This window comes from Bradyrhizobium sp. UFLA05-108, from assembly GCF_059803455.1.
This window is the reverse complement of sequence record NZ_JBANAZ010000011.1, coordinates 1-13,731: the sequence shown is the minus strand read 5'-3', so window position 1 is coordinate 13,731 and position 13,731 is coordinate 1. Positions and strand designations below refer to the sequence as shown.

The window sequence follows — 13,731 nt, the reverse complement described above, 5'->3', positions numbered from 1 at the left end:
CGGGTCTACATTGATTGCTCCCACGGAAAACCCAATCTCCGTCATTGCGAGCGTAGCGAAGCAATCCAGAGTCTTTCCGCGGATGCGTTTCTGGATTGCTTCGCTGCCCTCGCAATGACGATGAGGGACGCACCATGGCCAAAGCCGCAGTCGCCGCAGGAACCGCCACCGGACAATGCCTGTGCGGCAAGGTCACCTTCGAGATCGACATCCCTGCGCGCTGGGCCTGGCACGATCACTCCGCAGCCAGCCGCCGCGCCCATGGCGCGGCCTATGCGACCTACGTCGGAAGCTGGAAGAAGCGCTTTCGCATCACCTCCGGAAAAGCCGCGATCACACGCTATGAGGACAAGGCGACCAGGACTGCGCGCAGCTTCTGTTCGCATTGCGGCACGCCGATCGCTTATGAGCGCCCGCGCGGCCCGCACATGGTCAACATTCCCCGCGCACTGTTCAACGAGCGCACCGGCCGCCAGCCGCTCTATCACATCGCGATCGACGAGCTCCAGGAATGGGCCTATACCGGCGAGCCGCTGGTGCCGCTGAAGGGCTTTCCCGGCGTGGTCTGGCAGCGCTCGAAAAAGAAGAAGCGCGCTAGCGGCGAGGACCCGTTCGAACTCGGGCGCGAGGAGATGTAGCCCCGCTTTCGTGCCCTGGACGCAGTGCGGCGCGAAGTGCCGCACTGCCGAGCCGGGGCCTATGCAACAGCGGTGCGCGAGGGGGCCCGGCTCAGCGTCGCATCACCATAGCGTCGAAGATGCGCGTAAACGCGCTCATGATGCTGCGCCGCGTCCGGGACACGCGAGCGAAAGTTTGCCGCTTCCATGCAACGCAGCCATGACCGCGCTTCCTTGCGCGCGTGCTTCGACTTCGGCCATCATGTCCCGCCCTCCGGCAACGTCCGTGAGATCAGGAGGAAACATGAAGAACCGTATCACCGGCCGCTCTGCTTTTCTCGCGCTGCTCAAGGACGAAGGCATCACGCATCTGTTCGGGAATCCCGGCACCACCGAATTGCCGATCATGCATGCGCTGAAGGACCATCTCGATCTCACCTATGTGATGGCGATGCAGGAAAGCCTGGTGGTTGCGATCGCCGACGGCTTCAGCCGCGCCTCCGGACAACTTGTCGCCTGCAACGTCCATGTCGCGCCCGGCCTCGGCAATGCCATGGGCTCGCTCTACAACGCGCAGTTCACGGGCACGCCGATGATTTTGACCGCAGGCCAGCAGGAGCAGGGGCATGGCCTGATGGAGCCGGTGCTTTATGGGCCTTTGGTGCGGATGGCCGAACCGTTGGTGAAATGGGCGGTCGAGGTGACGCGCCTGGAGGACCTGCCGCGCATCGTGCGCCGCGCCGCCAAGGTCGCGACCACGCCGCCGACCGGCCCCGTGTTTATCTCGTTGCCCGGCGACATCCTCAATAGCGAAGCGGGCATTGATCTTAGCCGTTCCACCCGCATCGATGCGCACACAAGGCCGTCTGATGAGGCGTTGAAGGCATTCGCCGCACGACTCCTGAAGGCCGAGCGTCCCGTCATCGTCACGATGGACGAGGTGGTCAAGAGCGACGCGCTGAAGGAAGCCGCCTCACTCGCGGAGCTCTTGGGGGCAGCCGCCTATCAATCGTCCACGGCCTATGGCGCGCATTTTCTCTCCGAGAGCCCGAGTTTCGTCGGTACGCTTGCGCGCCTCCAGAAGGTGGCGCGCGATACGCTTGCGTCTTACGATCTGCTCATCGCGCTGGGCGGCGATCCGTTGCGGATGTCGGTCTACAGCGAGGTCGACCCGCTGCCGGATGGACTATCCATCGTGCAGGTTGGTCTCGCCGATTGGGAGATCGCCAAGAATTTTGGCGCGGAGATCGCGCTCAAGGCTGACGTGAGGGAAACGCTGCGCGCGTTGATGCCGGTGCTCAAGGAAATGGGTGGCGCGGCGCTGGAGCGGCGCGCGAAAGAACGTCTCGCCGAACTTGCGCCGAAGAACTGGACCGCACGCCGCGCCGCGCTGGTCGAGCAGATCACGAAGGCGAGGGACCGCTCGCCTATCGACCCCGACTGGCTGACGTTGCAAATGGTCGAGGCGATGCCCGACAACGCCATCCTCGTGGATGAGGGCCTCACCTCCGGCCGCCAGATCGCGAGCCTGCGCCCGCATCGCGACCGCTACGGCTATCACGGCCTTGCCTCCGGCGGCATCGGCTGGGGCCTGCCGGCCTCCGTCGGCATCAGCCTGGCCAACCCAATGCGGCCTGTGGTCTGCTTCTCCGGCGATGGAAGCGCGATGTATTCGATCCAGTCGCTCTGGACCGCCGCCCACCACAAGCTGCCGTTGACGATCGTGATCGCCAACAATGGTGGCTACCGCATCATCAAGCAACGCCTGCTCGCCTTCCACGGCGATGACAATTACGTCGGCATGGATTTCGTCGACCCGCCGGTGGATTTTGCCGGGATCGCGCGGTCACTGGGATGCGAGGCGATCAGGGTGAACGATCCTGCCGAGTTGAAGTCCACGCTGTCGTCCGCCTTCAACCGCCCCGGCACCAAGCTGATCGAGGTGATGGTGGACGGGAAGGTGTAGGGTACGAGGCTTCCCCAATGTCGTCCTGGCGAAAGCCAGGACCCGCAATCGAGACAAAAATCTGAAAAACAACCCCATGCAAAGTAGCCAGCCTACCCTTTCCTCCCCACCCGATAACCCGCGGCCGGGTGCGGCGCGGTGAGCCGGGCGCGGCCTCCTCCGAACAGTTTTTCCCGCAGCGTGCCCTTCGCGTACTCCGCCTTGTAGCGGCCGCGCCGGGTCAGCTCCGGCACCAGCATGTCGGCGATATCCTCGAAATCGCCGGGCGAGATCGCAAACGCTACGTTCAGCCCGTCGACGTCGGTGGCCTCGAACCATTCCTCGATCCTGTCGGCGACCATCTCCGGCGTTCCCACCACGACCGGGCCGGCACCGCCGATGCCGACATGCTCGATGACGTTGCGCACGGTCCAGACGCGATCGGGATCGGCGCGGGTGACGTTGTCCATCGCGCTGCGGCCGGCATCGTTCTGCACGTGACGGACCTGCTGATCGAGCTCGTAGCCGGAAAAATCGACGCCGGTCCAACCGGACATCAGGGCCAGTGCGCCTTCGGGGCTGATGTGGCGGCGGTAGTCGGCGTATTTCTCCTTCGCCTCAGTCTCGGTCCGCCCGAGGATCAGCGTCATCATCGAGAACATCAGGATCTCGGCCGGGTTGCGCCCGAGCTCGGCCGCCGTCTGACGGATGGCAGCAACGCGCGGTGCGATCACCTTCGCGGATGGTCCGGACATGAACACGCATTCGGCATGCTGGGCCGCGAACTGCCGGCCGCGCGGCGAGGTGCCGGCCTGGTAGAGCACGGGCGTGCGTTGCGGCGACGGCTCGCTCAGATGAATCGTGTTGTTGAGCCGGAAATTCCTGCCCTCATGCGCGACGCGATGCACCTTTGCCGGATCGGTGAAGATGCCGCGCGCGCGGTCGCGCAGCACCGCATCATCCTCCCAGCTTCCTTCCCAGAGCTTGTAGACGACCTCCATATATTCGTCGGCAATGTCGTAGCGATCATCATGCGCGGTCTGCTTGTCCTTGCCGGCGGCGCGCGCCGCGCTGTCGAGATAGCCGGTGACGACGTTCCAGCCGATCCGCCCCTCGGTCAGATGGTCGAGCGTCGACATCCGCCGCGCGAAGGGATAGGGCGGCTCGAAGGAGAGGTTGGAGGTAACGCCAAAACCGAGATTCTGCGTCACCGCGGCCATCGCCGAGAGCAGCAGCAGCGGCTCGTTCGACGGCGTTTGCGCTGCGTTGCGTAGTGCGGCATCGGGGCTGTTGCCATAGACGTCATAGACGCCGAGCACGTCGGCCAGGAACAAGCCGTCGAAGCGGCCGCGCTCCAGCGTCTTCGCCAGATCGATCCAGTAGGGCAGGCGATTGTATTCGGCGGTGCGGTCGCGCGGATGGGTCCACAGGCCCGGCGATTGATGCGCGACGCAATTCATCGCAAAGGCGTTGAGCCGAATTTCTTTTGCCATGCTTGTCCCTCGGCGCCACTATACCTGGACTTGCCTCGATGCTATCGGTGCCGGGCAGTTGGCCAAGTTCTTGCATCCGGCTTGCTCTCGGCAAGGGCCAAATTCAAGAAGCTCCGGCCATTAGCAAGAGTCAATTGCCAACCCCCGCCACTTCCGAAAGACGGCGTATCCCGCTACGCTTGTTCCAAATCCAGGCTTGACAAAGAACGAAATGACCAGAGCCGACGCCATCGCCCGCGCCCGTGAGGATTTCTCATCCGGGGCGTTCCTCGCAGAGCTCGACCGCCGCGTCGCCTATCGCACCGAGAGCCAGAGCGCCTCGCGCGGCGCCGAGCTGCGTGCCTATCTGGAACAGGAGATGCAGCCTGCCTTTGCCGCGCTCGACTTCGCGAGCCGGCTGGTGGAATCGCCGAGCGGCAAGGCGCCGTTCCTGATTGCCGAGCATATCGAGAGCGCGTCCGCGCCGACCGTTCTGATCTATGGCCATGGCGACGTCGTCGACGGCATGGAGGGCGAGTGGCGCGACAATCGCGATCCCTGGCGCACGACGACATCAGGTATTCGCGTCTATGGACGCGGCACCGCCGACAACAAGGGCCAGCACAGCATCAACATGGCCGCACTTCGCGCGGTGCGCGCGGCACGCGGCGGCAAGCTCGGCTTCAACGCCAAATTCGTCGTCGAGATGGGCGAGGAGATCGGCTCGCCCGATCTCGGCAAGGTCTGCGATCTCAACCGCGAGGCGCTGAAGGCCGATCTCTTCATGGCCTCCGACGGGCCGCGCCTGTCGGCGGATCGCCCGACGCTGTTCCTCGGCTGCCGCGGCGGCATCCGCATCCACCTCGACGTCAACCTGCGCGATGGCGGAAATCACTCAGGCAATTGGGGTGGCGTGCTCGCCAACCCGGCGACGATCCTGGTGAACGCGATTTCCACGCTGGTCGACGGCCATGGCCGCCTCCAGCTCGAGGCCCTGAAGCCGCCGCGCCTCACGAACCAGATCCGCACCATCCTTGCTGACGTTAAAGTCGAGCCGACGGAAGACGAGCCTACGCTCGCCGAAAACTGGGGCGAGGACGGATTGTCGGCAGCGGAGCGGCTCTATGCCTGGAACACACTCGAAGTGCTGGCGATGTCGTCGGGCAACATCGAGAAGCCGGCAAATGCGATTCCCGGCCACGCCAACGCCGTGCTGCAACTGCGCTTCGTGGTCGGCACGAAGATCGACGGTATGATCGACGCGATCCGCGCCCATCTCGCCGCAAAGGGATTTCCGATGGTCGAGGTGCGGGCGGCGCAGAGCTTTGCCGCCTCGCGCACCGATTTCGACAGCCCCTGGATCAAATGGGCCGCGGACTCCGTGCAAGCGACGACCGGCAAAGCGCCGGCGATCCTGCCGAATTTCGGCGGCTCATTGCCGAACGACGTGTTCTCCGAGATTTTGGGCCTGCCGACGATCTGGGTGCCGCATTCCTATCCCGGCTGCTCCCAGCATGCGCCAAACGAGCACATCCTGATGCCATTGACAGAGGAGGCGCTGACCGTCATGGCCGGTCTGTTCTGGGACCTCGGGGAGCTACCCCGTCCGCTCGGCTAGGTGAAGGGCTCCGAAAGTCACATTCTAATCCGGCCCGATTTATGCAAGCATCCGGCCGCCATTCCGTAAGGGGAGAAAAAAGTGAAACATTTCCGTAACTTCGGCCTCGCGCTCGCCGCCACTATGGTCGTGAGCCAGGCCAGTGCCGAGGAGCTGACCGGCACGCTCAAGAACATCAAGGATACCGGGGCCATCACGCTTGGCTTCCGCGATTCCTCGATCCCGTTCTCCTATCTCGACGACAACCAGAAGCCCGTCGGGTTTGCGATGGACATCTGCTACAAGATCGTCGACGCCGTGAAGAAGGAGCTCAAGCTCGACAAGCTCGAGGTCAAGCTCAACCCGGTGACCTCGGCCACCCGCATTCCGCTGATGGCCAATGGCACCATCGACCTCGAATGCGGCTCGACCACCAACAATGCCGAGCGGCAGAAACAGGTCGCCTTCACCAACACCCACTTCCTGACCGCGAGCCGCTACGTCTACAAGAAGTCGAGCGGCCTCAAGTCGATCGACGATCTGAAGGGCAAGACGGTGGTCTCGACCGCCGGGACCACGAACATCAAGCAGCTCACCGAAGCCAACGTCGCGAAGGGCCTGGGCGCCAACATCATTCCGGCCAAGGACCACGCCGAAGCCTTCCTGATGGTGGAGACCGATCGCGCCGTCGCCTTCGTGATGGACGACATCCTGCTCGCAAGCCTCGTCGCCGGCTCGAAGAGCCCGGCCGATTATGAAGTCTCCAAGGACGCGTTCTCCAAGCCCGAGCCCTACGGCATCATGCTGCGCAAGGACGATGCTGCCTTCAAGAAGGTGGTGGATGCGGCGACCGCGGCGCTCTACACCAGCGGCGAGGGCCAGAAGATCTACGACAAGTGGTTCACCGCCAAAATCCCGCCGAAGGGCCTGAACCTCAACACGCCGATCTCGGCCGAATTGAAGAACGAGTTCGCCAAGCCGTCGGACTCGCCGAACCCGGACGACTATAAGTAAGCCTCGGTCCCAAGGGATCAGGAGCATTGTCCGGCCATTCTGGAGAGGGAATGGCCGGACATTTGCATAGACGCTAACAGTATCTGTGATTGTCGCGTTCGCGCGGGGGACTCGTGAACTACAACTGGAACTGGGGAATTTTCTTCCAGCCGAACCCGATGGGCACAGGCACCTATCTCGACATGCTGTTGTCGGGACTGGTGCTGACGCTCGAGACCGCGGTGCTGGCCTGGATCATCGCGCTGATCACCGGCTCGATCGTCGGCGTGATGCGCACGCTGCCGTCGAAGGCCGCCTACTGGTTCGGCTTTTGCTGGGTCGAGTTCTTCCGCAACATGCCGCTGCTGGTGCAGCTCTTCCTGTGGTTCTTCGTGCTGCCGGAAATGCTGCCGAAGGCCGCCGGTCTGTGGCTGAAGCAACTGCCGAACGCGCCGTTCTGGACGGCGGCGATCGGCGTCGGCCTGTTCATGTCGGCGCGCGTCGCCGTGCAATTGCAGGCCGGCATCGGCTCGCTGCCGCGCGGGCAGCGGATGGCGGCGACCGCGCTGGGCCTGACGACCGTGCAGGGCTATCGCTACGTGCTGCTGCCGATGGCGTTCCGCATCATCCTGCCGCCGCTGACCTCCGAGTTTCTCAACACCATCAAGAACACCGCGGTGGCCATCACCATCGGCCTGCTGGAATTGACCGGGCAGGCGCGCTCGATGCAGGAATTCTCGTTCCAGGTGTTCGAGGCCTTCACCGCCGCGACCATCCTCTATCTCCTCGTCAACGCCGTTGTCGTGACCGCAATGCGCTTCCTCGAGCGCTGGGTCGCGATCCCCGGCTACATCACGGGGAAATAGCGATGCTCGGCAATTTCGATTTCGACGTCATCCGCCGCGCGCTGCCCTATCTGTTCTACGAGGGCATGACGTTCACGCTGATGCTGACCGCGCTCGCCGCGCTCGGCGGCCTGGTCTTCGGCACGGCAATCGCATTGATGCGGCTGTCCGGCTACAAGCTGCTCGGCCGCATCGCCGGTCTCTATGTCGACTTCATGCGCTCGCTGCCGCTGGTGCTGGTCATCTTCTGGTTCTACTTCCTGGTGCCCTATATCGGGCAGTGGCTGACCGGCGCGCCGCGGCCGATCAAGGTCGGCGCGTTCGCCTCCTCGCTCATCACTTTCATCATGTTCGAGGCGGCGTATTTCTCCGAGATCATGCGCGCCGGCATTCAGTCGATCTCGCGCGGGCAGCCGGCCGCGGCGAACGCACTCGGCCTGACCTATGCGCAGACCATGCGCTACGTCGTGCTGCCGCAGGCGTTCCGCAACATGCTGCCCGTGCTGATCACGCAAACCATCGTGCTGTTCCAGGACACCTCGCTGGTCTACGTGCTCTCGATCACGGATTTCCTGGGCGCGGCGAGCAAGGTCGCGCAGCGCGACGGGCGTCTCGTCGAGATGTACCTGTTCGCCGCCGTCGTCTACTTCACCATCTCCTGCATTGCGTCCTTCGGCGTTCGTCGCCTGCAGTCGCGCATCGCCATCATCCGCTAGGTGGATTGTGAACCTGAGATTTCGAAATGCGGTGCCCCTCACCTCTCCCATAGGGAGAGGTCGGATCGCGTCAGCGATCCGGGTGAGGGGTTTCGCTCCATCGATAGACCTGAACCCTCACCCGACGCTGCGCGTCGACCTCTCCCTATGGGAGAGGTGATCCGCATTCGTTGATACGCTTGAGTCACACATGATCGAGATCAGTCACGTCGACAAATGGTACAGCACCTCGTTCCAGGTGCTGAAGGATTGCACCACCAATGTCGCCAAGGGCGAGGTGGTGGTCGTCTGCGGCCCTTCGGGCTCGGGCAAATCCACGCTGATCAAATGCGTCAATGCGCTGGAGCCCTTCCAGAAGGGCGATATCACGGTTGACGGCACCAAGGTCAATGATTCCAAGACCGATCTGCCAAAGCTCCGCTCGCGCGTCGGCATGGTGTTTCAGCACTTCGAGCTCTTCCCACACCTGAAGATCATCGACAATCTCTGCCTTGCGCAGGAGAAGGTGCTGGGGCGGGGTCACGACAAGTCGATGGCCAAGGGCATGCAGCTTCTGGAGCGCGTCGGCTTGAAGGAGCAGGCGCAGAAGTTTCCGGCGCAGCTCTCCGGCGGCCAGCAACAGCGTGTTGCCATCGCGCGCGCGCTCGCGATGGATCCCATCGCCATGCTGTTCGACGAGCCGACCTCCGCCCTCGATCCCGAGATGATCAGCGAGGTGCTGGACGTCATGGTCGACCTCGCCCGCGAAGGCATGACCATGATGGTCGTCACCCACGAAATGGGCTTTGCCCGCAAGGTCGCCAACCGCGTGATCTTCATGGACCGTGGCGAGATCGTCGAGGACGCCCCGAAGGACGACTTCTTCGGCAAGCCCAGAAGCGACCGCGCACAGAAGTTCTTGTCGAAGATTCTCTCTCACTAACTCCGTCTTCATCCCCATTGCGCAATGGGGATGGCCCGCACGGCCAGGCACGGAATCCATGACAGCGAGCGGTGGTTATGGATTCCGGGCTCATTTGCTTCGTCGCGCCCCGGAATGACAGTTGAGGGTTTATCGCCGCCCGCGAATTTCGTATAGGAGCAGGCAATTCCCGCATTCCCGACAGGAGACCTGCCTTGGACTCGATCGCCTACGTCAACGGCTCTTTCGTCCCGCTTTCGGAAGCCAAAATCTCCGTCCTCGATCGTGGCTTCCTGTTCGCCGACGGCATCTATGAGGTCGCTGCCGTGCTCGACGGCAAGCTGGTGGACAATGCCTCGCACCTGGCGCGCCTCGAACGCTCCGTCGGCGAGATCAAGCTCAAGCTGCCCGAGACGGTCGAGCGCATCACCGGGATCCAGAAGGAGCTCGTCGCACGCAACAAGCTTGCCAATGGCCTCGTCTATCTCGAAGTGACGCGCGGCGCCGACGCGGGGCGCGATTTCGCTTTCCCCAAGGGCGACGTCAAGCCGACGCTGGTCATGTTCGTGTCCGAGAAGGACATCGTCAATGCGGCCTCGGCCAAGACCGGCATCAACGTCATCACGGTGCCTGACATCCGCTGGGAACGGCGCGACATCAAGAGCGTGGCGCTGCTGGCGCAAGTCTTGGCAAAGCAGGCCGCCGCCGAAGCCGGCGCGGGTGAAGCCTGGATGCTCGAAGACGGCTTTGTCACCGAGGGCGGCTCGTCGTCGGCGTTCATCCTGACCCAGGACGACGTCATCGTGACGCGGCAGAATTCGAATTCCATCCTGCCCGGCTGCACCCGCAAGGCCGTGGTTGCACTCGCCGAAGAGCGCCAGCTCCGCGTCGAGGAGCGCGCCTTCACCGTCGCTGAAGCGCTCGCCGCCAAGGAAGCCTTCATCACCAGCGCCTCTCTCTTCGTGCAGCCGGTGGTCGCGATCGACGGCAAGCAGGTCGGCGGCGGCAAGCCTGGCCCGATGGCGACACGGCTGCGTGAGATCTACGTGGAGTTTGCGAAAGCGACGGGGGTTTAAGCCACATACTCAGCTATCGTAGGGTGGGCAAAGGCGCGCTTGCGCCGTGCCCACCATCTCTCCACGAGTGCGATAGAAGTGGTGGGCACGCTTCGCTTTGCCCACCCTACGAGAATTGCCCGTGAGGGGCGTCCCGCCCCTCACGCCACCGACGCCTTCACCTTCACGGGATGGATCGAACGGAACGAGATCGCGAGCCGGTTCCAGGCATTGATCGTCGCAATCAGCATGGTCAGGTTCACCGTCTCCTCCTCGGAGAACTGCGCGCGGACCTGCTCGTAGACGTCGTCGGGTGCGTGCGTCTCGGAGATCAGGGTCACCGACTCGGTCCAGGCCAGTGCCGCGCGCTCGCGATCGGTATAGAGCGGGGATTCGCGCCAGGCATTGAGCAGATAGATGCGCTGTTCGGTCTCGCCGCGCTTACGTGCGTCCTCGGTGTGCATGTTGATGCAAAAGGCGCAGCCGTTGATTTGCGAGGCGCGGATCTTGACGATCTCGATCAGCGATTTCTCGAGGCCCGTCGACTGGATCTGGGTCTCCAGCGCGTTCAGGGCCTTGATCGTGTCGGGGGCAGCCTGGAAGAAATTCATGCGCGGCTTCATGGTCGTTCTCCTTGGTTTGGTCAGTGGGCTCCGCCCGCCGAAACATGGCCGGGCTTCTTCAGGAAGAGGGAGGCGATCAGCGCGACGATCAGCGCCGCGCCGAGCAGGTAAAAGGTGTCGCTGAAGGCGAGGATGAAGGCCTGCTTCTGCACGACATGGCCGATCGCGACATAGGCGCGGTGCGCCGCATCGGTGCGATCGACGACGCCGTGATTGACGAAATACTGGGTCAGTTGTTCGAGCCGCGTCCGGGTCGCCTGCTCGAACATCGAGACCGACTGCATCAGCACGTTGGAGTGATACTGCTCGCGCTTGGTCAACACGGTCTGCAACAACGCGATGCCGACGGCGCCGCCGAGATTACGCATCATGTTGAACAGGCCGGAGGCCGAGCCCGCATTCTCCGGCTCGATGCCTGATGTCGCGACCGCCGACAGCGGCGTCAGGACCAGCGCCTGGCCGATCGCGCGGACAACATTGGGCCACAAGAGCTGATCGGCAGCGTAGTCGCTGGTCATGTAGATGTTCATGAAGTTGGAGGCCGCGAACAGAACGAAGCCGATTCCGATCACGATCCGCGCATCGAAGCGCTGCATCAGGCGCGGCACCAGCGGAATGAAGAGAAGCTGCGGCAGCCCGGTCCAGGCCAGCACCATGCCGATCTGCTCGGCATTGTAGCCCTGGATGCGTGACAAATATTGCGGCAGGATGAACACGGAACCGTAGAGCGCGATGCCGAGCAGGAAGTTCGCCAATATCGCGAAGCCGAAATTGCGGCGGACCAGGAGGCGCAAGTTCAGAAGCGGCTTGTCGACGCTCAGCTCGATGATGACGAACGCGGTCAGCGCAACCGCAGCGATGACGGACAGCTTGACGATGAAGGGCGAGCCGAACCAGTCGTCCTTGTTACCTTCCTCCAGTACGGTTTGAAGCGCGGAGAGGCCGATCGCCATGGTGATGATGCCGGCCCAGTCGCCGTCGCGCAGCAGCGCGAGCTTCATCGGCTGTGGTTCCAGCGCGTACCAGAGCATGCCGAGCATGATCGCACCGGGCACCAGGTTGACGTAGAAGATGTACTGCCAGCCCAGATTCTCGGTGAGATAGCCGCCGATGGTCGGGCCAATCGCCGGTGCAAAGGTCGCCGACAGCGCGAACAGCGCGAGCCCGACGGGCTGCTTGGCGCGCGGCAACAGCGTGATGATCAGCGTGAAGGCCATCGGGATCAGCACGCCGCCGGTGAAGCCCTGCACGGCGCGCAGCACGATCATCTGCGGCAGGTCCTGCGCCAGCGCGCAGGCGGCTGACAGGATCAGGAACAGCACCGCGTTGGTCAGCAGGTAGACGCGGATCGAAAACACCTGCGCGAGCCACCCGGAAAGCGGGATCACCACGATCTCGGCGATCAGATAGGAGGTCGAGATCCAGCCGCCATCGTCGATGCCGGCGCCGATCGCGCCCTGGATATCGGCGAGCGAGGCGTTGACGATCTGGATGTTCAGCACCGCCATGAAGGCGCCGAGGGTTGCGCCGATCACGGCGATCCAGGTTTTTGCAGAAACGGCCGGCGCGAGGGGCGCGGCTGGAACCGGAGTGGATGCAGTGGACGTAGCGGTGAGGGCGGGTTGGAGCGTGCTCATGGAAGCCTCGTCTCGTTTACTGAGACAGGATGCATTAGGCGGATGGTTTCGATAATCGCGGAAGTTTTGGAAGGATCGTCCGGCAGAGCTTGATAATCGGCGAAGAGGCGGCCTCAGCCGCCGTTCGCGCGCACGGTAGTGTCGGCGACGCGCTTGCCGATGTCACGCTCGGCCAGGACGGCCTGCTTGGTGTCGACGGTCGGAACCGCCGACATGCCCGGGCGTAACAGGCCGCTCAGGCTGTGGTCGTCGAGCACGATCTTCACCGGCACGCGCTGCACGATCTTGGTGAAGTTGCCGGTGGCGTTATCGGGTGGCAGCAGCGCGAATTCGAGGCCACTCGCCGGCGACAGGCTGTCGACATGGCCGCGCAGCGTCTGATTGCGGAAACTGTCGATTTGCAGTTCCACCGGCTGGCCTGCGCGCACGTGGGTGAGCTGCGTCTCCTTGAAGTTGGCGATGACATAGACCGCGTCGAGCGGCACCACCGCCATCAATTGCGTGCCGGCCTGCACGAGTTGGCCGACGCGCAGCGAGCGGGCACCGACCGTGCCGTCCACCGGCGCGGTGATCTCGGTGTAGGAGAGATTGAGCGAGGCCTGCTCCGCGACCGCGCGTGCGCGCTCGAGCTGCGCAACGGCCTTGGCGCGCTCGGTGGTGAGCACGTCGACCTTGCGCTGCGCCGCCAACAGTCCCGATTTGGCGTGCTGCAATTGCGCATCACTGGCGCGGAGCGCGGCATCGGTCTGCTGCGCGCGCTGGATCGTGCCGGACCCCGACTTCATCAGGTCGTCGTAGCGCGCACGCTCCTCCTGCGCGAATTTCAGGTTGGCCTCCGCCGCGGCGACATCGGCGGTGCTCTGTTCGATAATGGGCTGCTGCAGCGCGATCTGCGCATCGAGATTGCGCACCGAGGCCTCGCCGGCGGCGACGTCGGCGCGGGCTTGGTCGAGCGCAGCCCTGAAATCGCGATCGTCGATCCGGGCCAGCACCTGACCCGCTTTGACCTTCTCATTGTCGCCGACCAGCACCTGGGCGATGTAGCCGGAGACCTTCGGCGCGATGATCGTGGAGTCCGCCTTCACATAGGCGTCATCGGTGGATTCGAGATAGCGCCCGGTCGTCAGGTAGTCGTAGGCAAAATCGCCGGCCGCCGCGACGCCGAGCGCCAGAGCGAGCGCAATGGCTGCCCGCTTGATTGCCCGGCGCGAGGGACGAAGCCGGATTTTCGCAGTCGGTTCAGAAACATAAGCGGTGGTCGACATGGCACTCTCCGGATCTCCGGGCGTCCTCTCTGGGAAGCTCGCCCTCGTTGGCTGCCAATGTGCGC

General features: G+C 63.6%; 12 protein-coding genes. 8 read left to right on the top strand and 4 right to left on the bottom strand.

All coding sequences use genetic code 11. The features are described 5' to 3' along the window. Positions 1–134: 134 nt before the first annotated feature. Together SO140_RS10630 and SO140_RS10625 are read left to right on the top strand one after the other, a co-directional pair. The gene (locus SO140_RS10630; protein WP_449377510.1) at positions 135–638 is read left to right on the top strand and encodes a GFA family protein; all 504 of its coding nucleotides are present in this window, start codon (positions 135–137) and stop codon (positions 636–638) included. A gap of 283 nt (positions 639–921) precedes the next feature. After that, positions 922–2,583, top strand: coding sequence for a thiamine pyrophosphate-binding protein (locus SO140_RS10625; protein WP_449377509.1), 1,662 nt, complete (start codon positions 922–924; stop codon positions 2,581–2,583). Between the two features lie 92 nt (positions 2,584–2,675). Here SO140_RS10625 and SO140_RS10620 read toward each other — a convergent pair whose 3' ends face one another. Then, on the bottom strand, positions 2,676–4,055 hold the full coding sequence (locus tag SO140_RS10620) for an LLM class flavin-dependent oxidoreductase (protein ID WP_449377508.1): 1,380 nt from the start codon (positions 4,053–4,055) through the stop codon (positions 2,676–2,678). A 211-nt stretch (positions 4,056–4,266) separates the two neighbouring features. Here SO140_RS10620 and SO140_RS10615 point away from each other — a divergent pair, with 211 nt between their 5' ends. The 6 genes from SO140_RS10615 (at position 4,267) to SO140_RS10590 (ending at position 10,162) form a co-directional block, all read left to right on the top strand. Continuing rightward, the gene (locus tag SO140_RS10615; protein ID WP_449377507.1) at positions 4,267–5,652 is read left to right on the top strand and encodes a M20 family metallopeptidase; all 1,386 of its coding nucleotides are present in this window, start codon (positions 4,267–4,269) and stop codon (positions 5,650–5,652) included. Between the two features lie 81 nt (positions 5,653–5,733). Then, positions 5,734–6,645 (top strand): amino acid ABC transporter substrate-binding protein, encoded by a 912-nt coding sequence (locus SO140_RS10610; protein ID WP_449377506.1) that lies wholly within the window; start codon positions 5,734–5,736, stop codon positions 6,643–6,645. Between the two features lie 113 nt (positions 6,646–6,758). Beyond that, positions 6,759–7,490 (top strand): amino acid ABC transporter permease, encoded by a 732-nt coding sequence (locus SO140_RS10605; RefSeq protein WP_449377505.1) that lies wholly within the window; start codon positions 6,759–6,761, stop codon positions 7,488–7,490. 2 nt (positions 7,491–7,492) lie between these two features. Continuing rightward, positions 7,493–8,185 carry an amino acid ABC transporter permease gene (locus tag SO140_RS10600; protein WP_449377504.1) on the top strand — a complete coding sequence of 231 codons (693 nt, stop codon included), beginning with the start codon at positions 7,493–7,495 and terminating at the stop codon, positions 8,183–8,185. A 190-nt stretch (positions 8,186–8,375) separates the two neighbouring features. Then, the gene (locus SO140_RS10595) at positions 8,376–9,107 is read left to right on the top strand and encodes an amino acid ABC transporter ATP-binding protein (protein ID WP_449377503.1); all 732 of its coding nucleotides are present in this window, start codon (positions 8,376–8,378) and stop codon (positions 9,105–9,107) included. Between the two features lie 194 nt (positions 9,108–9,301). Then, entirely contained in the window at positions 9,302–10,162 is an 861-nt protein-coding gene (locus SO140_RS10590; RefSeq protein ID WP_449377502.1) for a D-amino-acid transaminase, read from the top strand. Positions 10,163–10,302: 140 nt separating this feature from the next. Here the strand turns inward: SO140_RS10590 and SO140_RS10585 are convergent, their stop codons facing one another. The 3 genes from SO140_RS10585 to SO140_RS10575 form a co-directional block, all read right to left on the bottom strand. Further along, positions 10,303–10,764: a carboxymuconolactone decarboxylase family protein gene (locus SO140_RS10585; RefSeq protein ID WP_449377501.1), complete on the bottom strand. Its 462-nt coding sequence runs from the start codon at positions 10,762–10,764 to the stop codon at positions 10,303–10,305. 20 nt (positions 10,765–10,784) lie between these two features. Next, positions 10,785–12,401, bottom strand: a complete 1,617-nt coding sequence (locus SO140_RS10580) for an MDR family MFS transporter (protein ID WP_449377500.1) — start codon at positions 12,399–12,401, stop codon at positions 10,785–10,787. Between the two features lie 113 nt (positions 12,402–12,514). Then, complete coding sequence (locus tag SO140_RS10575) at positions 12,515–13,666, bottom strand: HlyD family secretion protein (RefSeq protein ID WP_449377499.1); 1,152 nt, start codon at positions 13,664–13,666, stop codon at positions 12,515–12,517. Between the last annotated feature and the right edge of the window lie 65 nt (positions 13,667–13,731).

Coding starts and splice junctions, on each gene's coding strand:
- SO140_RS10630 (WP_449377510.1), top strand. CDS start 135: ATGGCCAAAGCCGCAGTCGCCGCAGGAACCGCCACCGGACAATGCCTG.
- SO140_RS10625 (WP_449377509.1), top strand. CDS start 922: ATGAAGAACCGTATCACCGGCCGCTCTGCTTTTCTCGCGCTGCTCAAG.
- SO140_RS10620 (WP_449377508.1), bottom strand. CDS start 4,055: ATGGCAAAAGAAATTCGGCTCAACGCCTTTGCGATGAATTGCGTCGCG.
- SO140_RS10615 (WP_449377507.1), top strand. CDS start 4,267: ATGACCAGAGCCGACGCCATCGCCCGCGCCCGTGAGGATTTCTCATCC.
- SO140_RS10600 (WP_449377504.1), top strand. CDS start 7,493: ATGCTCGGCAATTTCGATTTCGACGTCATCCGCCGCGCGCTGCCCTAT.
- SO140_RS10595 (WP_449377503.1), top strand. CDS start 8,376: ATGATCGAGATCAGTCACGTCGACAAATGGTACAGCACCTCGTTCCAG.
- SO140_RS10585 (WP_449377501.1), bottom strand. CDS start 10,764: ATGAAGCCGCGCATGAATTTCTTCCAGGCTGCCCCCGACACGATCAAG.
- SO140_RS10580 (WP_449377500.1), bottom strand. CDS start 12,401: ATGAGCACGCTCCAACCCGCCCTCACCGCTACGTCCACTGCATCCACT.
- SO140_RS10575 (WP_449377499.1), bottom strand. CDS start 13,666: ATGTCGACCACCGCTTATGTTTCTGAACCGACTGCGAAAATCCGGCTT.